At 65.1% G+C, this 19,714-nt stretch carries 20 protein-coding genes and 1 tRNA gene; 13 read left to right on the forward strand and 8 right to left on the reverse strand.

From position 1 onward, the window contains the following. Nucleotides 1-7: 7 nt before the first annotated feature. Genes ACOGXH_RS06915 through ACOGXH_RS06930 form a run of 4 tightly spaced genes read left to right on the forward strand, consistent with a single transcriptional unit; the run spans nucleotide 8 to nucleotide 4,427 of the window. Nucleotides 8-928 (forward strand): branched-chain amino acid transaminase, encoded by a 921-nt coding sequence (locus ACOGXH_RS06915; RefSeq protein ID WP_419928376.1) that lies wholly within the window; start codon nucleotides 8-10, stop codon nucleotides 926-928. Then, nucleotides 915-2,558 carry a citramalate synthase gene (cimA, locus tag ACOGXH_RS06920; protein WP_419928377.1) on the forward strand — a complete coding sequence of 548 codons (1,644 nt, stop codon included), beginning with the start codon at nucleotides 915-917 and terminating at the stop codon, nucleotides 2,556-2,558. Before ACOGXH_RS06915 ends, cimA begins: the two co-directional genes overlap by 14 nt. Then, entirely contained in the window at nucleotides 2,545-3,078 is a 534-nt protein-coding gene (locus tag ACOGXH_RS06925) for a hypothetical protein (protein WP_419928378.1), read from the forward strand. Before cimA ends, ACOGXH_RS06925 begins: the two co-directional genes overlap by 14 nt. Further along, complete coding sequence (locus ACOGXH_RS06930) at nucleotides 3,075-4,427, forward strand: glutamate--tRNA ligase (RefSeq protein ID WP_419928379.1); 1,353 nt, start codon at nucleotides 3,075-3,077, stop codon at nucleotides 4,425-4,427. Before ACOGXH_RS06925 ends, ACOGXH_RS06930 begins: the two co-directional genes overlap by 4 nt. A 59-nt stretch (nucleotides 4,428-4,486) precedes the next feature. Here the strand turns inward: ACOGXH_RS06930 and ACOGXH_RS06935 are convergent, their stop codons facing one another. Continuing rightward, nucleotides 4,487-5,482: a GmrSD restriction endonuclease domain-containing protein gene (locus ACOGXH_RS06935; RefSeq protein ID WP_419928380.1), complete on the reverse strand. Its 996-nt coding sequence runs from the start codon at nucleotides 5,480-5,482 to the stop codon at nucleotides 4,487-4,489. A 91-nt stretch (nucleotides 5,483-5,573) separates the two neighbouring features. Between ACOGXH_RS06935 and ACOGXH_RS06940 the strand changes: the two genes are divergently transcribed. Continuing rightward, a tRNA-Gln gene (locus tag ACOGXH_RS06940) sits at nucleotides 5,574-5,648 on the forward strand. Between the two features lie 27 nt (nucleotides 5,649-5,675). Here ACOGXH_RS06940 and ACOGXH_RS06945 read toward each other — a convergent pair. After that, nucleotides 5,676-6,815: a Fic family protein gene (locus tag ACOGXH_RS06945; RefSeq protein ID WP_419928381.1), complete on the reverse strand. Its 1,140-nt coding sequence runs from the start codon at nucleotides 6,813-6,815 to the stop codon at nucleotides 5,676-5,678. Nucleotides 6,816-6,966: 151 nt separating this feature from the next. Here ACOGXH_RS06945 and ACOGXH_RS06950 point away from each other — a divergent pair, with 151 nt between their 5' ends. Both ACOGXH_RS06950 and ACOGXH_RS06955 read left to right on the forward strand, forming a co-directional pair. Continuing rightward, nucleotides 6,967-9,327, forward strand: a complete 2,361-nt coding sequence (locus tag ACOGXH_RS06950) for a DUF2510 domain-containing protein (protein WP_419928382.1) — start codon at nucleotides 6,967-6,969, stop codon at nucleotides 9,325-9,327. 191 nt (nucleotides 9,328-9,518) lie between these two features. Further along, nucleotides 9,519-9,812: a DUF7124 domain-containing protein gene (locus tag ACOGXH_RS06955; protein WP_419928383.1), complete on the forward strand. Its 294-nt coding sequence runs from the start codon at nucleotides 9,519-9,521 to the stop codon at nucleotides 9,810-9,812. Here ACOGXH_RS06955 and ACOGXH_RS06960 read toward each other — a convergent pair. Next, nucleotides 9,809-10,945, reverse strand: a complete 1,137-nt coding sequence (locus tag ACOGXH_RS06960; RefSeq protein WP_419928384.1) for a cysteine desulfurase family protein — start codon at nucleotides 10,943-10,945, stop codon at nucleotides 9,809-9,811. The genes ACOGXH_RS06955 and ACOGXH_RS06960 overlap by 4 nt on opposite strands. Before the next feature lie 73 nt (nucleotides 10,946-11,018). On the opposite strand from ACOGXH_RS06960, the gene ACOGXH_RS06965 reads away from it, so the two are divergent. From ACOGXH_RS06965 to ACOGXH_RS06975, 3 genes are read left to right on the forward strand one after another with little or no spacing between them, the layout of a single operon-like run. Continuing rightward, nucleotides 11,019-11,861: an Mrp/NBP35 family ATP-binding protein gene (locus ACOGXH_RS06965; protein ID WP_419928385.1), complete on the forward strand. Its 843-nt coding sequence runs from the start codon at nucleotides 11,019-11,021 to the stop codon at nucleotides 11,859-11,861. A 23-nt stretch (nucleotides 11,862-11,884) separates the two neighbouring features. Then, nucleotides 11,885-12,115, forward strand: a complete 231-nt coding sequence (locus ACOGXH_RS06970; protein ID WP_419928386.1) for a DUF3107 domain-containing protein — start codon at nucleotides 11,885-11,887, stop codon at nucleotides 12,113-12,115. Between the two features lie 26 nt (nucleotides 12,116-12,141). Further along, complete coding sequence (locus ACOGXH_RS06975) at nucleotides 12,142-13,647, forward strand: sensor histidine kinase (RefSeq protein ID WP_419928387.1); 1,506 nt, start codon at nucleotides 12,142-12,144, stop codon at nucleotides 13,645-13,647. On the opposite strand, the gene ACOGXH_RS06980 is transcribed toward ACOGXH_RS06975, so the two are convergent. After that, nucleotides 13,634-13,939 (reverse strand): WhiB family transcriptional regulator, encoded by a 306-nt coding sequence (locus tag ACOGXH_RS06980; protein ID WP_419928388.1) that lies wholly within the window; start codon nucleotides 13,937-13,939, stop codon nucleotides 13,634-13,636. The genes ACOGXH_RS06975 and ACOGXH_RS06980 overlap by 14 nt on opposite strands. A 100-nt stretch (nucleotides 13,940-14,039) precedes the next feature. Between ACOGXH_RS06980 and ACOGXH_RS06985 the strand changes: the two genes are divergently transcribed. Continuing rightward, complete coding sequence (locus ACOGXH_RS06985; protein ID WP_419928389.1) at nucleotides 14,040-14,753, forward strand: glycerophosphodiester phosphodiesterase; 714 nt, start codon at nucleotides 14,040-14,042, stop codon at nucleotides 14,751-14,753. A 157-nt stretch (nucleotides 14,754-14,910) separates the two neighbouring features. Here the strand turns inward: ACOGXH_RS06985 and ACOGXH_RS06990 are convergent, their stop codons facing one another. Then, on the reverse strand, nucleotides 14,911-15,813 hold the full coding sequence (locus tag ACOGXH_RS06990; protein WP_419928390.1) for a diacylglycerol/lipid kinase family protein: 903 nt from the start codon (nucleotides 15,811-15,813) through the stop codon (nucleotides 14,911-14,913). A 134-nt stretch (nucleotides 15,814-15,947) separates the two neighbouring features. Between ACOGXH_RS06990 and ACOGXH_RS06995 the strand changes: the two genes are divergently transcribed. Both ACOGXH_RS06995 and ACOGXH_RS07000 read left to right on the forward strand, forming a co-directional pair. Next, nucleotides 15,948-16,727, forward strand: coding sequence for an electron transfer flavoprotein subunit beta/FixA family protein (locus tag ACOGXH_RS06995; protein ID WP_419928391.1), 780 nt, complete (start codon nucleotides 15,948-15,950; stop codon nucleotides 16,725-16,727). A gap of 23 nt (nucleotides 16,728-16,750) precedes the next feature. Then, entirely contained in the window at nucleotides 16,751-17,713 is a 963-nt protein-coding gene (locus ACOGXH_RS07000; RefSeq protein WP_419928392.1) for an electron transfer flavoprotein subunit alpha/FixB family protein, read from the forward strand. A gap of 49 nt (nucleotides 17,714-17,762) precedes the next feature. Here ACOGXH_RS07000 and ACOGXH_RS07005 read toward each other — a convergent pair whose 3' ends face one another. From ACOGXH_RS07005 to ACOGXH_RS07015, 3 genes are read right to left on the reverse strand one after another with little or no spacing between them, the layout of a single operon-like run. Then, entirely contained in the window at nucleotides 17,763-18,518 is a 756-nt protein-coding gene (locus ACOGXH_RS07005) for an SCO1664 family protein (RefSeq protein WP_419928393.1), read from the reverse strand. Beyond that, nucleotides 18,518-19,012, reverse strand: coding sequence for a DUF3090 family protein (locus ACOGXH_RS07010; RefSeq protein WP_419928394.1), 495 nt, complete (start codon nucleotides 19,010-19,012; stop codon nucleotides 18,518-18,520). Before ACOGXH_RS07010 ends, ACOGXH_RS07005 begins: the two co-directional genes overlap by 1 nt. 34 nt (nucleotides 19,013-19,046) lie before the next feature. Further along, nucleotides 19,047-19,691, reverse strand: a complete 645-nt coding sequence (locus ACOGXH_RS07015) for an MSMEG_4193 family putative phosphomutase (RefSeq protein WP_419928395.1) — start codon at nucleotides 19,689-19,691, stop codon at nucleotides 19,047-19,049. Nucleotides 19,692-19,714: the final 23 nt, after the last annotated feature.

Here is a 19,714-nt window from a genome sequence, read left to right on the forward strand (position 1 = left end):
GAGCACGATGCCAATCGAGACCACGGAGAAGGTGTGGATGGACGGCGAGCTGGTGGACTGGGCGGACGCCACCGTGCACGTGCTCACCCACACGCTTCACTACGGCAACGGCGTTTTCGAGGGCATCAGGGCCTATGAGACCGATGAGGGCCCGGCAGTGTTCCGCCTCACCCCTCACATTCGCCGGCTGTTCGCCAGTGCCAAGATCCTCCAGATCGACATTCCATTTACGGTGGATGAGCTGGTGGCGGCCACCAAGGAGACCGTGCGGGTCAACAATTTGAAGAGCGGCTACATCCGTCCTCTGGCCTATCTGGGCTACGGCGAGATGGGGCTGAACCCGCTGCCGTGCAAGGTGAACGTGGCCATCGCGGTGTGGCCGTGGGGCACATATCTGGGTGATGAGGGGATTCGCAACGGGGTGCGCCTCATGGTCAGCTCCTGGCAGCGCCACGACCCCAACTCCATGCCCACCGCGGCCAAGGGCTGTGGGCACTACATCAACAGCCAGCTGGCCAAGGTGCAGGCGGTGAAGGCTGGCTACGACGAGGCTGTCCTGTTGTCGCCCCAAGGCTATGTGAGCGAGTGCACCGGGGAGAACCTGTTCGTGGTGCGCGACGGCACCATCGTCACCCCGCCCACCTCGGTGGGGGCGTTGGAGGGCATCACCCAGGACGCCATCCGCACCATGGCCTCCGACCTGGGTATCCCCTATGTGGCCGACAACCTGCTGCGCAGCGATCTGTATTTGGCCGACGAGGCTTTCTTGTCGGGCACCGCGGCCGAGGTGGTTCCCATCCGGTCGGTGGACGACCGCGAGATCGGCGACCCCGGTCCGATCACCCGCAAGATCCAAGAGGTGTTCCAGGACGCGGTGAGGGGCCGACAAGCCCAGTATCGGCACTGGAACGAGCATGTCGACCGCTGAGGCGACCGGACCCCGGCCTCTGCCCGCCTTCGTAGAGATCTACGACACCACCCTTCGCGACGGGAGCCAGCTCGAGGGGATCTCCCTCACCGTGGAAGACAAGCTCCGCATCGCCCGCCAACTCGACTATCTCGGCGTCCACTACATCGAGGGCGGTTGGCCCGGCTCCAACCCCAAAGACGACGAGTTCTTCGCCCGGGCCCGTGACGAGCTGAACCTGGAGACCAGCACACTGGTGTCCTTCGGCTCCACCCGCAAGGTGAAGGGACGCACCGACGAGGATCTCACGCTGGCCAACTTGGCGGCGTCGGGCACCCAGGTGGCCTGCATCGTGGGCAAGTGCTGGGACTACCACGTGCTCGAGGCCCTGCGCACCTCCCTCGACGAAGGGGTGGCCATGGTGGCCGAATCGGTGCGGTTCCTGAAGGACAGTGGAATGCAGGTGTTCTTCGACGCCGAGCACTTCTTCGACGGCTATCACCACAACCGGGAATACAGCCTGGCGGTGCTGGAAGCGGCCGCGGTGGCCGGAGCCGACCGCCTGGTGCTGTGCGACACCAACGGGGGCACGCTGCCCGCCCGGGTGGAGGACACAGTGGGCGCAGTAGTCGACTACCTTGACATCCCGGTGGGGGTCCACCTCCACAACGACACCGGTTGCGGCGTGGCCAACGCCCTGGCCGGGGTGCGGGCCGGGGCCACTCAGGTGCAGGGCACTATCAACGGCTACGGCGAGCGCACCGGCAACTGCAACCTGGTGCCCATCATCGCCAACCTCAGCCTGAAAATGGGAGTGGAGACCGTTCCCCCCGACAGGCTCGGTCGGCTCACCGCGGTGTCGCACCACGTGGCCGAGCTGGTGAATTTCCCGCCCGACCCCCAGCAGGCCTATGTGGGGTCTTCGGCCTTCGCCCACAAGGCCGGCCTGCACACCAGTGCCATCGCCCGCCGACCCGACGCCTATGAGCACGTCGACCCGGCCGCGGTGGGCAACGGAACCCGTTTCGTGGTGTCGGAGATGGCCGGGCGCTCAACGGTGGAGCTCAAGTGCGAGGAGCTGGGCCTCGAAATCGACGGCAAGGCCGTGGGCGAGATCGTGGACACCCTCAAGAAGCTGGAGCACGCCGGGTACCACTTCGAGGTGGCCGACGCCTCTCTGGAACTGCTGATGCGGGGGGCATCGGGATGGAAGCAGCCGTACTTTGAACTGGAGTCGTTCAAGGTGGCGACCGAGCACCGGTCGGGCACGGGGGCCCGGGCCTGGAACGAGGTGGCGGTGGACATGGAGACCGAGGCCACCGTGAAGCTCCACGTGGAGGGCGAGCGCATTGTGGCCACCGGGGAGGGCAACGGCCCGGTCAACGCGTTGCACGCCGCATTGATGATGGCCCTGGGCGATCGCTATCCGGCGTTCCGTTCGATCTCGCTTATCGACTACAAGGTGCGGGTGCTCGACACCGCGGCGGGGACCGCGGCGGTCACCCGGGTGATCATCGACTCCACCAACGGCGACCGGGTTTGGACCACCATTGGGGTGTCCACCAACATCGTGGAGGCCAGCTGGCAGGCCCTGGTGGACAGCCTGGTGTTCGGACTCTTGCACAGCGAGGATGACAATGGCCGCACCTGACTACGTCCCCAACAAGACCGCAGCGGCTGATCGGCACTATGTGTCGCCGCCCCGGCGCCCCCAGCCGTGGTTGGCCGATCGGCCCGCCGAGCTGATCGATGGCCAGCCGATGGGTGCAGGCCTGGGTGTGCCCGGTCCCGACCAGGGGTACGCTCTGCGGCTGGCTCGTCGATTCGAAGGCGACTTGCTGCTGGCCCCCGGCGAGCACGTCGACGATGCGGCCGCCGGCTGTGTGGGCGTTGCTTTGAAGCGGGCGGCCTTGTTCGGGCGGGCGCCGGTGTCAGCTGATCTGGAGGTTGCCTTCCGGGTGTTCGGCTACCTGCCCCCTGCCCCCGAAGAGGCACTGGTGGCGTGGCGCAAGGAGCTGTTCGCCGGCGTCAGCCATCCCCACCACTACGCCGAGGCCCGGCAATTGGTCGACCTGGTTTCCGAAGCGGCTCTGCGGATGACGCCCAGCGAGGTGGAGGCCGCCTGTCTCAACAACAGAGATGAGTTGCTCGCGGTCAGCATCAGCCGGTGAGTCCGGCTGACTTGCCGAGGGTTCGGTTCGCCCCGTCGCCCACCGGATATCTCCACGTCGGCTCGGCTCGGACTGCTCTGTTCAACTGGCTGTACGCCCGCTCTGTCGGCGGGACCATGGTGTTGCGGATAGAGGACACCGATGAGAGCCGCAATCGCCCCGAGCTAACCGACGCCATCTTCGAGTATCTGGAGTGGCTGGGCATCGACTTCGACGAGGGGCCGTTCTACCAATCGGAGCGTCGGGACCGTCACCGGGAGGTGGTGCAGCAACTGCTGGACAACGGCCAGGCCTATCTGTGCGACGCCGACGACAACGAACTGGCCGGCACCGAGATGGCCGACGGCCGGGCGGTGCGGTTCAGAACCCCAGAGGGCACCACGGTGATCGACGACGTGGTTCGGGGCGAGGTGGCCGTGGACCACGCCCAGCTGGGGGATTTCGTGATCTGGCGCTCCGACGGGTCGCCCACGTTTGTGCTGGCCAACTCGGTGGACGACGCCGACATGGCCATCACCCACGCCATCCGGGGCGAAGACCTGCTGTCGAGCACGCCGCGGGCCGTGCTGGTGGCCGAGGCGCTGGGGGCGACCCCGCCGATCTACGCCCATCTGCCCCTGCTGGTGAACGAGCAGCGCAAAAAGCTGTCCAAGCGCCGCGACGACGTGTCGCTGGAGAGCTACCGCCAGCGGGGCTTTTTGGCCCCGGCTATGGCCAACTACCTGGCCCTATTGGGCTGGGGGCCGCGTGACGGGGTGGAGATCCGACCCATGGCTGAGATCATCGGGCAATTCCGGCTGGAGGACGTGAACAAGGCGCCGGCGTTCTTCGACATCGCCAAGCTGGAGCACTTCAATGGGGTGTACATCCGGGAGCTCGGGGCCGAGGAATTGCTGGAAGCGCTGGCCCCCTATCTGGTATCCGACCAAGCGCCCTGGCCCCCCGAGCATTACCGCCCCGACGTGGTAGCTGCCATGGTTCCGCTGGTGCAGGAGAAGCTGCGCACGCTGTCGGACATCGAGCGCCAAGTGGACTGGCTGTTCTGTCCCGAGGTGTCCATGGACGAGGCGTCGTGGGACAAGGCAGTGGTGAGGGGCAAGGCTGCCGCCGAAATCCTCGACGGCACCATCGCTGCATTGGCCGACTGCCCCTGGGACCCCGACACCGTCAAAGACTCCGTGTTCGCGGTAGGGGAGGCCCTTGGCGTCAACCGCTCCAAGTCGCAGGCCCCTGTCCGAGTAGCCGTCACCGGCCGCTCAATAGGTCCCCCGCTCTTCGAGCCCATGGTGCATTACCTCACCCGCGAAGAAGTCCTCCGCCGCCTCCGCAATGCCCGCTCCCGTCTCTAAATGAAATAGCTCGCCATCCCCCCGAACAGGTTGGGGAGGCCTGGGTAGCAGACGGGGCTTCAGTCAGAGCCGGCTTCGATCGTTCCGGTGATTGAACCTGATCCGGTGCCAGGCAGGTTGCGGCCTGAGCAGGCTTCGAGGGCAGTAGTCAGAGCGGCTTTCTCGTCTTGGTCTACTGAGAGGGAGTAGGCGGCTTTGACAAGCACCATCCTCTGAGCCAGGAAGCACCGCCCGTCAACGGTGGTCTCTGTGCCTTCGCACACGCCGCTACCGATCCGTCCTGACCATTCGGCCATGTCACGCGCGCCCTTAGATCGGTTGACGCAATCGCGTGTCGCTATCAGGTTCTCGGCATCGTTCCCGAACGCCATGCGCCGTGCGGTGTCCCACGCCCAAGCTCCGGACTCGAATGCCTCCTGGGCGGCCACGATGTGATCCACGTCACAGGTAGACGGATCGAACGAGATGCCCGTATAAGGGTCGGTGCCCGCGTTGTCGCACAGGTAGCGCCGATCGTGCTCAAATTCGGCGCGCACATAGCCTGACCCCTCGTACTCGGGTTCAACGGTCAACCCGTTGAGAACGCCGATAGCAGCTGATTCAGCCGGCGGGGCAATTGACGAGGTGCCTTCTGTTACCTCTGTTGACGGAGTGTCGTCTGTCTGTTGGGAGCACCCACCGGGCACGAGCTGGGTGTCGACGTCGAATTGGCATCGATAGACGTTCAACAGGGCCTCTTGGCTCTGGATGAGCGTGTCGCGCACGTCGATGTCTTGCTGGGTGGGGTTCGGGGGAGCAGGACCGGGGGAGACCTGATAGGGCCCCGGGCAGCCGCCAGGAACCACGTCGGTGTCCACTCCGAACAGGCACCGGTAGGTGTTCAGGAGGTTCTCCTGGTTGGCGATCAGCTGGTCCCGAACCTCCACGTCGGCCACCGATTGGGCCGAGGCCGCGGGCGCAACGAGAGCCGAGGGCAGAAGGAGCATCGCAACCAGCGCTGCGATGGCCGCCAATCTGCGAGTGAATCGAGAGCGGTACACATTGGGGGAAGCCATAGGCTTCCAATGATAATAAGCATGATGATTTAGAATTCACCCTGAATAACGCATGGCGATTTGCGCTCGTCCGGTACACTGGACGCTGCTTTCGGGAGTGGTGTAATTGGCAACACACCGGGTTCTGGTCCCGATATTGGGGGTTCGAGTCCTCCCTCCCGAGCCAACCGAGTGTGATTGAAGTCGTAGATCCTCAGATACTCCAGATTTGGAGCAGGTCGGGGGCGGTGAACCAGTGGCGGGTGCGTCCGGGGCTGGAGGATGGGACGTCGATGGGCGACAGGATGCCGCGGGAGGCGAGCGCAGATAGGGCGGTGCGGGCGCTGCGCTCGCTGGTGCCCAGTAGATCGGCGACGTCGCCAGCACTCAACAGCGGCTGGGCGGGAAGATGGGGGAGTAGGGCTAGCGCCGAGTGGTCGGCTCGCAGATCGCTGACTGCCTCTTCCCATTGAGTCAACAGCGCGCTGGTTTGATCGATGATCTGTTGGGCGGTGGCAGCGGCCCTTTCAGTGTTTTCGGCGAACCACGTGACCCACGGTTCGAGGTCCCCCTGCTCGAAGAGGCGAAGGCCGGATAAGTAGCCGCCGGGGTCGCGGGCGATGGCCATGCTGATGGGGGCGGTGGATCGGGAGGTCACTCCTTGTCGCCGCAGGGTTCGGCTGACCAACGCACGACCGAGGCGGCCGTTGCCATCGCCATAGGGGTGGATGGCCTCGAATTGGGCGTGGATCACCGCCGCGTGGGAGACCGGGTCGATGTCTTCGGGGTCGGTGTTGGCGAAGGCGATCAGGTCGTCAACCAGCCGAGATATATCCGCGTGCGGCGGGGGAACGTAGGCCGCGTCGAGCGGCGAACTGCCTCCCACCCACCCCACTGCGGGGCGGAACACTCCGATCATGTCGGGGGGAAGACTCCCATGCTGCATGAGCTGTCGATGCCATCGGTGCAGCGCGTCGACGGTCAGCGGCTCGTGAGCGGTTTCCAAAGCCCAGTCGATCACGATGAGATTGCCAGCCACCCAGCCAGCGGTGCCGCCTGCGCCGGTTCGCTCCGCAATCAGGACCGACTCAATGGGCTCGCGCAGTCCCTCGATTCCCGAGGATGCCACCCCCTCATTGCGCAGAAGGAGCCTGGCCATGGCCTCCCAACGGTCGGGCAGCCGGGCGTCGGCGAGCCGCAAAGCAGCACATGCCCGCTCGCAAGCCCGCGCCGCAGAGGCAGACAGCTCCGCGGGGCGCTCTCGAAGAAGGGCCGGGACCCACGCCTGGACCGGTCGGCCATTCCAGTCGACCTCAACCGAATATCCCGAATAGTCTTCCGAATCCGGCTCCATTTCGGAAGACTACCATCTAGTCTTCCGAATCCAGCTCCATTTCGGAAGACTATTGACCTATTATTCTGAAACTAGTGGCGGCGCGGGAGTCAGATACCGAAGCGGACTCAGCGTGCCACAACTACCGCAGGCCTTTACACTCGGCGCTCACATGTTGGTCCTGGCAAGAATCCGTGTTCGAACCGGCCTCGCGCTCGCAGTGGTGCCAGCCGTGCTTGCGGTGTCGGTGTTGGTGGCAGAGTCTGGGGTGTTGGCTCAGTCGGCGGCCGATGTGGAGACGCGAGATCGATTGATCGCCGATCAGGAGAACCTTTTGAACACCTATCGGTGCCGGTTCAGTGTGGACGTGCAAGCGGTTCCGGGCGGTTGTCCAGAGCCAGATGTTGTGTCGCCAGGGGTAGCACCCCAGAGCCCGTCGCAGCATGACATCGACGTGCGTGACGGGCTGATCCAGAACCAAGAGGCGCTGTTGAATACCTATCGGTGTCGGTTCAACATCGACACCGAGGTGGTCCCTGGCGGCTGTGGCGAGTCGACAGTTGACCACGCTGCCTCTGGCATCGAGGCTAGATGGCTTCGTGATCCGACTTGCCGCAACGTCTATCGCTGGTGGAACGGTGAGCAATGGACAGACAAGGTGGCGAACGACGGGATTGCGAGCACTGATCCTCTCCGAAACGACGACAATTTGTTGCCTCCCAGGACGACTAGCGATGAGCGAGACTGCATCGGGCCGGACTGGCTGCCAGACCCCACCTGCAGAAACACGTATCGGTGGTGGGACGGCCAGCAGTGGACTGACAGGGTGTGGAACGACGGGGCTAGGGGCACTGACCCGCTTCAAAGCGGAGAGAACCCGTCGCCGCCTGTCATGGGCGAGACACCTGACTGCACCGATGACCAGACCAGCGAATCCGAATCGATAACTCCCTCTACCGACCCTCTAGCCAAGGCACCAGCAGAAGTAGGCATCTCGGCCGGCGCTACCAATTCGTGCGCGTTACGGGCCAATGGGAAGGCGGTTTGCTGGGGTGGCAACGATGTCGGTCAGATAGATGCCCCTGAGGGTACTTTCATTGCCATTTCCACCAAATACAGACTCTCGTGTGGGCTGCGCGAAGACGGCACCGTGGAGTGTTGGGGCGACAATACCTACGGACAGCTGGAAGTTCCGACGGGCAGCTACAGCACAATCTCCGCAGGCTATAGCCACGCTTGCGGGCTGCGAATGGACGGATCAGCCATTTGCTGGGGCCGCAACAACCACGGTCAGCTGGACGCCCCCAAAGGAGCATTCATCGCATTGTCAGTTGGCAGTATCCACGCTTGCGGGCTGCGAATCGACGGATCAGCTATTTGCTGGGGCAGTAACAAATTTGGCAAGTTGGACGCCCCCAAAGGAGCATTCACTGCTGTATCTGCCGGATGGACGTATTCGTGTGGGCTGCGCGATGACGGCACCGCCGTATGCTGGGGGAGCAATAGCGATGGTCAGCTCGACGTGCCGGAAGGCCATTACAACAGCCTCTCATCCGGCGGCAACCACGCTTGCGGATTGCGGGAAGACGGCACCGCCGTATGCTGGGGCCGCAACAGAGATGGCCAGGCCGACCCTCCCAAGGGAACATATGCCGGAGTTTCGGCTGGCACTGTTCATTCTTGCGCCAAAACCGCCGATGGCGGAATCACGTGCTGGGGCGGGAACGGATTCGGCCAAGCCGACACCCCCGGCGCCAAATACACGGCGGTTTACGCAGGTTCTCAACACTCATGTGGATTGAGAGACGACGGTGCTCTCATTTGCTTTGGATTCGATTTTGCTGGCGAAACCAAGCCTCCCAGTGGCAGCTTCAAAGCCGTCTCGGCTGGCAGCCAGTACACCTGCGGTTTGCGTACCAATGGAACTGCCGTGTGTTGGGGTAGCGAAGTCTCAGGCCGAACCCGTGCTCGCGGTGGGACCTTTACGGCGATCTCTGCCGGAAGTGTCCACGTATGCGGATTGAGGGCCAGTGGGACTGTGGTTTGCTGGGGTGGGAACAGATCCGGCCAAGCCGACGCGCCTGCGGGCCTTTATTCCGCGATTTCCGCTGGCGGGGCACACTCTTGTGCATTGAGGGCCAGTGGGACTGTGGTTTGCTGGGGCGAAAACAATTTTGGCCAGCTCGACGTGCCCGAAGGAGCCTATACGGCGATCGCTGCTGGCTCTTCTCATACATGCGGGTTGAGGATGGATGGGACCATCACCTGCTGGGGCAAAGACGGGGACGATGCCATTGCCTCTGGATCACCTGAAGGTATATTCACCGACGTTTCGGCCAGATGGTCCCATGCATGCGGGTTGAGGACGGATGGGACCATCACCTGTTGGGGCGAAGACGGACATGGAGAGATTGTCACTAGAACACCTAGGGGAACCTTTGCGGCGATCTCTGCCGGGGGTATGCACGTATGCGGGTTGAAGGCGGATGGGACCATCACCTGCTGGGGTATTCCGAGCTACCAGACAAGATAGATGGCAAGAACGAATTCTCGGGATAGATGAACCCCAGTGGAATCAAGTCAATGGCCGGATGGGAAAAGAGCCATGCGGTGAGATTCTCATCTGTTCTGAAGGCTCAGTAACCTCTGCGCATCCTGATCTCGTTTGACATCGACGGCACGCTGGAGTGCGGTGATCCGCCGGGGCCGATACTGCTGGAAGCGATGCGGCAGGCCAAGGCCAGGGGCTTTGTGATCGGCAGCGGCTCCGATCGGGTGCGCTCCGACCAGCAGCGACTGTGGGATATCCACGGGATCGACGTGGACTTCGTGGGCGGCAAGCACCATTTGGACGAGGTGCGGAACCAGTTCGAGGCCAGCCGCTACATTCACATCGGCGACACCGACGTCGACCGGTACTACGCCGAGGCGGCTGGATTTGAGTTCCTGCACGTGGAGGAACTGGAAGGCGTCTCCAACGCGCTGGCCGGATCAGATTTCTTCGACTGGCTGGGTTAGCCCCGCAGTTTGCGCAACTCAGCTAGCGCTTGTTCGAGAGCGCTGGCCGCGGCGTCCACGTCTGCATCCGTAGTCGACCACCCCACCGACAGGCGCAGCGAGTGGTGGGCATCCACCCCCATGGCTTCGAGCACCGGCGACGGCTCCAGCGACTCCGAGGCGCACGAGCTGCCGGAGTGGGCGGCCACCCCGGCCCGGTCCAATGCGATCAGCACGGCTTGGGGCTCCACGTCGTCGATGCCCAGGCACACCAGATGGGGGAGGCACTCGGTGGGGTGGCCATAGAGCTCGACACCCTCAATGCTCTGAGCCAGGTCGCGCAGCTTGTCGGTGTGGAATTGGGCTCGGCTGGCCTCCTGCTCCAAGCCGCCGTCCTCGAGCACAGCGCATGCCGCGGCAAAGCCGGCGATGGCCGCGCCGTTCTCCAGACCGGCCCGGCGAGCCCGTTCCTGGTCGCCGCCCTCCAAGAGAGGCACTAGGCGCAGGCCGCGGCGCACCAGCAAGGCACCGATGCCCGGCGGTCCCCCAAACTTGTGGGCGCTGATGGACATCAAATCGGCGCCGGTCTCGGCAAAATCGATCGGAACCTGGCCCGCGGCCGCGGCGGCATCTATATGGATGAGCACTTCCGGCGATCGCTCACGGCAAGCCGCCACCATCTCGGCCACCGGCTGCGCCGTGCCCACCTCGTGGTTGGCCCACTGGCAGTGGACGGCGGCGGTGTCGGGCCCGATGGCCGCGGCCATCTCGGCGGGGTCCACCCTCCCGGTGCTGTCCACTCCCACCACAGTGGCCTGGTAGTCGTTCGCTTCCAGCCGCTCAACCGACAGCCGCACCGCCGAATGCTCTACCGCGCTGAGCACCTGATGGGTTCCCCGGTACGACGATCCCCGCACCGCGGCGGCGATCGACTCGGTAGCACCGCTAGTGAACACCACCTCCCGCGAGCGGGCGCCGAAGCAATCGGCCACCTGCTGGCGGGCCTGCTCGATCTCATAGCGGGCGGTGAGCGCCTCGGCGTGCATACGGGAGGGGTCGCCGTGGCCGGCGGCCCACCACTGGTTCATGGCCGACAGCGCCTCGGGTCGGAGGGGAGAGGTGGACGCGTGGTCGAGATAGTGGCGTCGGGTCACGGCACTTGAGGGGTCATAGCGCGGGGTTGGTCACGGCACAGGGATTTCTGAGTCGATGCCGTAATCTACCGGCATGGCTCCCGCAGGCGACACCCCCGCCCCGCCGCGCCGGACCATTCCCTTCACCGAGCCGACGTCAACCACCCGGGTGTTGCTGATCGCCTCGGGCAAGGGCGGTGTGGGCAAGTCGTCGGTCACGGTCAATCTGGGGGTGGCATTGGCCGCCGCCGGGCATCGCACCGCGGTGGTGGATGCCGACGTTTGGGGCTTCTCGGTGCCCCGGATGCTGGGCATCAACCAAGAACCGCAAATGGTGGGCGAGATGATCGTGCCCCCCGAGGCACACGGCGTGCGGTGCATCTCCATGGGTTTCTTCGCCGAGGAAGATCAGGCGGTGATCTGGCGGGGGCCCATGCTCCACAAAGCACTGGAGCAGTTCCTCACCGACGTGGCCTGGGACGACCCCGACTATCTCCTGGTGGACCTGCCGCCGGGCACCGGCGACATCTCCATCTCGTTGGCCCAGTTCCTGCCCCGCTCCGAGGTCTATGTGGTTACCACCCCCCAGCCCGCCGCCCAGCGAGTGGCTCAGCGGGCCGCGTTCATGGCCGAGAAGGTGAACCTCACCGTGCGAGGGGTGATCGAGAACATGAGCTGGTTCACCGGAGACGACGGCAAGCGGTACGAGCTGTTCGGCGCCGGGGGAGGCCAAGAACTGGCCGACCGGCTCGAAGTGCCGCTGATCGGGCGGGTGCCGCTGATTCCCGCCCTACGGGAGGGTGCCGACAGCGGCCGGCCGATTGCCGCCGAGGCCCCGGACTCCGAAGCCGGCCAGGCCTTTGCCGCCATGGCCGCCCATCTGGTGGACAACCCGCCGCCCCGGCGCATCTACAGCCCAGAGCTGAAGATCAACTAGGTCAAATTCAAGGAGAGCAGTCAATGCATGTTCGAATCGGCGTCATCCGCAGCCAAAAGGAGATCGAGGTGGAATTGGACCCCGACTCCGAGATGGAGACGGTGAAGAAAGCCATCACCGCGGGCCTGGCGTCGGGCGAGATGCTGTGGCTCACCGACCACCGGGGCCGCGAGGTGGGCGTCCCGGCCGCCAGCGTGGCTTACGTGGAACTCGACCCTTCAGCCTCCGGTCGATCCATCGGCTTCGGGAGCTAGTCGATTCCCAGCCATAAACTTGGCTGATGGCGAGCCTGGAGGAATTGGCCCCCGGTCTAGCCAAGTCGCGCCTGAACCACCTCCAGCGGCTCATGCGGACGTGGGCGCCGCTGGCTGACATCTCCTTTGCCGATTTGCTGTTGTATGTGCCCGCCAGCCAGTCCACCGCCAGCCCGGCGAGCTCCAGTCCGGCGAGCTACGCCATAGCAGGGCAGATCCGGCCCACCACAGCCCGCTCCATCCATCGCAACAACTTGGTGGGAGCGGTGTTCACCCCCGAGCAGCGTCCGCTGGTGGACGTGGCCTATCGGGAGGGGCGGATAACCGACGGCGGGCGGATCGCCCACACCGACCAGCCCCGCATCCGCACGCTGACTGTGCCGGTGAACTGCCACGGCGAGGTGGTGGCGGTGATGGCCCGGGAGTTCGATCCCGACACCCAGCGAAACCCCGGTGAGCTGGAGATGAGCTACTTCAAGCTGTTTAGGCGGCTGGCGACCATGATCGCCGAGGGGGAGTACCCGTTCCCGGTGGACGACATCGAGACCGAGGAGTCTCCCCGGGTGGGCGACGGGCTGATGCTGCTCGATGCCTCAGGCCGGGTTCAGCTCATTTCGCCCAACGCCGCCTCGGCGCTGCATCGCATTGGCCTCCACAGCGATGTGGAGGGCCGCCGGCTGGTGGACATCGGCCTGGAGCAGCGGGCCATCCGGGCCGCGTTCGCCTCGCGCCTGCCCCAGACAGAGGAGATTCAGCACGGAGATCGGGGCACTGTGGTGCTGCGCTGTTTGCCGCTGATCGGGCGGGGAGAGGTCACCGGCGCATTGGTGCTGATGCGCGACATCTCTGAGCTGCGCCGCCGGGACCGGCTGTTGATGTCCAAAGACGCCACCATCGCCGAGATCCACCACCGGGTGAAGAACAACCTCCAGACGGTGTCGTCGCTATTGCGCCTGCAGGGGCGCCGGGCCGTCGCCGCCGAGGCCCGCGATGCCATCGAGGAGTCGGTGAGGCGCATCCGGGCGATCGCCATCGTCCATGAGATTCTGTCGCGCGACGCCAGCAGCGACGTTCCGTTTGTGGAGATCGTGCGGTCGCTGGTGCGCATGGTGGAGGAGGGGCTGACCGGCCCGGACCGGCCGGTTGAGTTCAAGGTGAGCGGCGATGCCGGAGAGCTGGCGGCCGACGTGGCCACGCCGCTGGCGGTGGTGCTGAACGAGTGCTTGCAGAACGTGATGGACCACGCCTACCCCGAGCCCCCTGGCGGGCAGGTGCGCATCGAGTTGGACAACGACGGCGATCAGGTGAAGGTGCGGGTGACTGACGACGGTGTCGGGCTGCCGCCCGGCTTCGACGTGGACAGCGCCGATGGATTGGGTATCGCCATCGTGAGAAATCTGGTGAGCGCCGACCTACGGGGCAGCATCACTATGAGCAACGGCGAGGGGGATCAGCCGCGTCGCGGCACTGTTGTAGAAGTGGCCATTCCCCTGTTAGGGGTCGCTCCCCGCCAGAGCGCTAAGCCAAGATGATGGCTGCCTCGCGCTGCTCGGCCACCCAGCGGCGACGGAGCAAGCGGCGCTCATCCTCAGAGGTGCCGCCCCAGATACCCGAGTCCTGGTTGGTGGCCAAGGCGAACTCCAGGCAGTCGCTTTGGGCGTCGCAGGCCTGGCACACCACCTTGGCCGACTCGATCTGCTCAAGGGCCAATCCCGTGCTTCCCACCGGGAAGAACAGGTCGGGATCGGTATCACGGCAGGCCGCTTGGCACCGCCAATCGTCCGCACCGTTTTCGAATTTCTCCAGCAAGGTCTTCGTAATCACGCGGGCACAAGGATAGGGGTGGTCTACTGATGTGGCAAGAGGGGCTTATGGTGAACATGTTTATTTCTGATAATCGTGTTGTGATTGTGGGGGGTTTCTCATGCGGGTGATCGCCCATCGGGGAGCTTCGCAGGCCGAGCGGGAGAACACGCTGGAGGCGTTTCGAGTCGCGGTCGCGCTCAACGCCGACGGGGTGGAGCTGGACGTGAGGCGCACGGCCAACGACGTTTTGGTGGTACACCACGACGCCCATCTGGCCGACGGTCGAGCAATCATCGATCTGCATGACGACGAGCTGCCCGACTGGGTGCCGACGCTGGCCGAGGTGATGGATGTGTGTTTGGACCCGGCCTCAGAGCGGGAGTTCGTGATCAACATCGAGATCAAGAGCGCGCCCAATGATCCCGACTACGACGCCGAGCACCAAGTGTCGGCCGCAGTGGCCGGTCTGGTGATGGGGTGGGGGATTGGCGAGCACCGCGGAGAGGTGATCGTCTCGTCATTCGACATTGAGGCCCTCAATCGGATCAGGGCCATCGATCCCGGCATTCCCACCGCCTACCTGACCTTCGAGGTGCTGGCTCCCGAATTGCTGGTGAACCGGGTGGTAGCCGCCGGCCACAGCGCCATCCACCCCTACTTCGCCTCCACCAGCAAGGCCCTCATAGACGCCGCCCACGCTGCCGGCCTCGAAGTCAACGTGTGGACCGTCAACGAGCCCGACCAGATCGCCCAACTGGCCGCTATAGGCGCCGACGCCGTCATCACCGACGTCCCCGACATAGCCCGCGCGGCAATAAATGAAAAAGACTGAAATCTATCTAAAGACGGTAAGGTGACCGGAGGGTGGGCTTGGCCCACCCGATTCGGTCCTTCAACTGAAAACTCGGCACCGAACCGGGATGAGGCCGAGTCCACCTTACCCCTTCTGCACAGTTCTCTCCAGGGTTGGATGCTCTGTTGAGTTTCAGTCAACCCAACGGCAGGGCCAGGGCGAGGGCGTTGGCGGCGTGGTGGAACTCGAGGCGGGTGGTTTCGCCGATGTAGTCGCCGTCGAGTTGGTAGGGGAAGGGGGCGTCGCTGGCCACCACGACGCTGGTCACGCCAGTGCGAGAGTGGACGTGGCGGTGGGCGGTGACCGGGGGGCCGTAGCCCAGGGCGCCGGCCGCTACCCGCAGGAGCCGGTTGGCTCGCAGTGACCGCAGCGTGACCATCGACAAGGGCACATCCAAGGTGGTGTCGGGTATGACGTCGAAGGGGCGGGACCCCAGGTAGGTGTAGGGGTTGGTGTTCAGGCAGATGGCGAACTGGCCGGTCACCGCCTCGCCGTCTGAGTGGTAGACGGTAAACCGGGGACGCGACCGGTCGTAGTGGCGCAGCCAGGTGTCCACCGCGGCAAAGGCGAACAGCGCGTGGTTGGCGTATCGCTTCAGACCGGCCCTGCGCTCCACTTGCTGAACCACGGCCGCGTCGTACCCCACGCCGGCGTGGAATAGGAAATACCGCCCGTTCACCTGCCCCAGCCCTACCCGTTTGATGTGGCCGGCGGCCAGCGTCTCCAACAGCATGGCGGCCGCCTCCACCGGGTCGTCGGGCAGCCCGATGGTGCGGGCGAAAACGTTGGTCGATCCCCCCGGAAGCGGGGCAAGGGCCACATCCGACCCGGCCAGTCCGTTGATGGCCTCGTTCAGAGTCCCGTCGCCCCCCAGAACCGCCACCGCATCGCAGCCGTCGGCCACCGCTCCGTGGGCCAGGCGCGAGGCGTGGCCCCGGCGATGGGTGATGGCCAACGTCACGTCGTGGTCGGCGGCCAGCGCCTTCTCGATGACCACCTGGGTCCGGGCGGTGACCGACGAAGCGTGGGGGTTGACCAAAAGCAGGACTTTCAGACCTTCTACGCTACCGCTTCTAGCCAGAAGTCCATAAAGCATCATTGGCGGCAAATTGCTCCATTCTCCGCCCTCGTTTGGTTTTGCACCGTTTGGGGCGAGTGGGAGACTTGCACGCTATGGACATTGTCGTCTGCGTGAAACAAATCCCCGATCCGGCCGATCCCGGGGAGCTCGACCCGGAGACCAAGACCCTCAAGCGGGATATGAAGCTCATCATGGACGAGTCGGACTCTTACGGGGTGGAGATGGCCCTCCAGCTGCGCGATGCCGCTGGTGAGGGCGAGGTGACTCTGGTGTCGATGGCCCCCAACGAAGAGGTGAACGGTCTGCGCTCCGCGCTGGCCATGGGAGCCGACAAGGCCATCCTGGTCAGCGACGAGGCTTTGGCCGGAACCGATGCCCTGGGCACCGCCCGGGTCCTAGCCGCGGCCATCGGCCGGGCTCAGGCCGATCTGATCCTGGCCGCCACCGAGTCGTCCGACGGCTATACCGGCACTGTTCCCGAGCAGGTGGCCGAGCTGCTGGGCCTGCCATCGGTGACCTTCGCCAAGGAGATCCAAGCCGACGGCGGCGAGGTGGTGGTGAAGCGCCAGACCGAGGACGGCTACGACGAGGTGCGGTGTCCTCTGCCTGCGGTGGTGTCGGTAACCGCCGGGGTGGTGGAGCCCCGGTACCCGTCGTTCAAGGGCATCATGGCGGCCAAGTCCAAGCCGATGGATCAGGTGGGTGTGGCCGACTTGGGCATCAGCGCTGACCAGGTGGGCTGGGCCGGCGGCGGCCAGGAGATCACCGACGTCAGCCCCGCACCCGAGCGGGAAGCCGGCGAGATCGTCACTGACGAGGGCGACGCCCACGAGGCCATCATCGCCCTGCTCGAAGAGCTTCGGATCGTCTAGGAGCAAGGACGCTAGGAGACAGCATGGGAACCATTTGGGTTTATGCAGAGGCCTCGGGCGGCAAGGTCGCCTCGATCAGCCTGGAGTTGTTGACCAGAGCCCGCCAGCTTGCCGACACCGTGGAAGCGGTTGTGGGCGGCGATGGCGAGCAGGTGGCCGCAGAGCTCGGTGCCCACGGGGCGACCACGGTTCACGCCACCGGCGACCTGGGCGAGGGTCTGGCCGGCCCGGCCGTGGCCTCGGCCATTGCTTCTGCCATCGAGGCCGGTGCCGCACCAGACGCGGTGTTGTTCGGCACCACCTACGATGGTCGGGACGTGGCCGGTCGGCTCTCAGTAAAGCTGAACGCCCCGGTCATCACCAACATCGTCGAGCTGGAGCAGGCCGACAGCGCTCTGGTCGGAACCGAGCCGGTCTTCGGCGGCACCGTCAACGTGAGCACCCGATTCAACGGATCGGGCGTCGGCCTGTTCTTGGTCCGCCCCAAGTCGTTCGCCGCGGAGGAGTCCGGCGGTGGACCGGCGGCGGTGTCAGCTCTGCCGGTGCCGGAGTTGGGCGCCACCGGGGCGGCCCGAGTGGTGGACCGTTTCGCCGAAGAGTCCTCAGGGCCCAAGCTGGACGAGGCCGGCGTGGTGGTCTCGGGCGGCCGGGGTCTGGGCGAGGCTGATAAGTACTCCATGATCGAGGACCTGGCCAACCTCCTGGGCGGGGCGGCGGGCGCGTCGCGCGCCATTGTGGACGCCGGCTGGGTTCCCTACTCCCATCAGGTGGGACAGACCGGCAAAGTGGTCAAGCCCGACGTGTACGTGGCCTGCGGCATCTCCGGGGCCACCCAGCATATGGTGGGCATGAAGGGCTCCAAGAACATCATCGCCATCAACAAGGATGCCGAGGCGCCCATCTTTGGGATCGCCGACCTCGGCGTGGTCGGCGATGTTCACAAGGTGCTGCCCAAACTGATCGAAGCCCTGCAAGCTCGGGGCTGAGCTGGACTCGGCGACGTTGCGGCGCCCCGGCCCTGCGCCTTATGCGTCGTTAAACCAAGGGCCAGGGATGGCGGCGGCCGCTGGGGTCGACCGGGAATCGGCCCTCGTCGGCCAGGGCGTTGGCTCGCGTTTGCAGAGCATCTTGTTCGAACAAGGTAAGCAGGTCGCGCACTTCGGGTGGCAGGCCTTCGTCCAACAGGCGGGCCACGTCTTCGGCTAAGTCGTCGGGCAGCGGCTCCCCGGCCCATTCCCAGATCACCGTGCGCAATTTGAACTCGCAATGGAACGACAGCCCGTTGTCGATGCCGTAGAGCCGCCCGTCGTGGCCGAGCAGGATGTGGCCGCCCTTGCGGTCGGTGCTGTTGATGATGAAGTCGAACGCACACAGCCGTTGGAACCACCGATGGTGGGCGGGTTCCTCCCGCAGGGTGAAGTAGTGCTCGTCGTAGTCGGTGGGCACATAGAGCTGCACCGAGCCCTCGCCTAGCGGCCCGTCTCTGAGCACAGTGGGCGGTATCAGATCCCACCCCAGGGCACGGGACAGCTCGAAGGCGGCGGTCTCCCGCTTGTGGAGCCCGGCGGGGAAGTCCCACAGGGGCCGCTCACCCTGCACCGGCTTGTACACCCCTTGGACGATGGGGGATTCAGGGGTGTGGACATCCACCAGGAACGTCATGTTGGAGCTCCAGGGCATCCGACCGAGCACGTCCAGCTCACCGGCGGTGAGGATTTCAAAGGCGTCAGCGTCGTCGAGCGCGGGCCGATCACGAAACGGCGACTCCGCATTCGACTGGGACTGGCTCATCAGTTGGAGCAGGGGCACCAAGTGCCGTCGTCGTTGAGCGGAGCGCCGCAGTACCGGCATGGGGGACGGCCCGCGGCCACCACCTGTCGGGCCCGGGCGACAAAGCCGGCCACCTGGCTTTGAGTGATCCGGAACCGAGCGGTGGCCAGATCGTCGTCTTCTTCTTCCTGGGTGGGCATCTCCGTTGCCATTATGAGCATTCGGTCGGCGTCGGCGTCGTAGCCGATCCCTATGTTGCCCACCGTCCACTCGGATTCCAGAGGCTCTATCAGGCCGATGTCGGCCTCCGGCACGATGGCATCTGGGTCGTCGCTGATCTCCCTGAGGGCCCCATCCAGATACTCCGCCAGCGCGGCCACCTGCTGTTTTTCCAGCTTGAGCGACACCAGCGTGCCGGTGATGCCCGCTTGGAGATAGAACACCCGTTGGCCGGGAGGCCCGATGGTGCCCACCGTGAAATGCTCAAGATCGTTCAGGTCGAAAGAAGCGCTCATGACGGCTCAAGGTCGTTCAGGTCGAAAGAAGCGCTCATGACGGCACGAGGGCCTTCAACTCAGATGTGCTGTTGACGGCCAGCACCAGCGGGCCATCGTCGCTGTAGAGGATGGCGGTGATCGAGCAGGGCGAGACAACGATCCGCTGGAACATGTCCAGGTGGGCGCCCGAGGCGTGGGAGACCGCCGCCTTGATGGTGTCGGCATGCGACACCGCCACCACCGTTGTGCCGGGGTGGCGGGCCACCAGGGATTGCACGGCGCCGTTCATCCGGGTCTGCATCTCGGCGAACGACTCTCCCCCCGGGAAGCGGAAACTGCTGGGGCTGCGCTGCACCTGGCGCCAGTCGCGGCGGCGGCGCAGGTCGCTGAGTCGCCGACCGGTCCACCGGCCGAAGTCGCACTCGTTGAGGCTGTCGAGCACCCGAACTCGCCGTCCCACCGCCCGGGCAATAGGCGCGGCGGTCTCCCGGGCCCGCTCCATGGGCGAGGCGTACACCGCCGCGATTCGTTTGGGGCCCAGGGCGGCGATGCGGGCCGCAGCTTGTTCCGCCTGTTCTCGGCCCCGGTCGCTGAGGTGCAGGCCGGGCGCCCGTCCGGGCAGCACCGCGCCGGTAGTGGGGGTTTGGCCATGGCGCACGAACAACACCAAGGTGGGTTTGCGGGATTTAGCGGCCATTTGCTCTATGGAATCTGCCTCTG

The sequence above is a fragment of the Candidatus Poriferisocius sp. genome (genome assembly GCF_965208355.1).
Lineage (GTDB): Bacteria > Actinomycetota > Acidimicrobiia > Acidimicrobiales > Bin134 > Poriferisocius.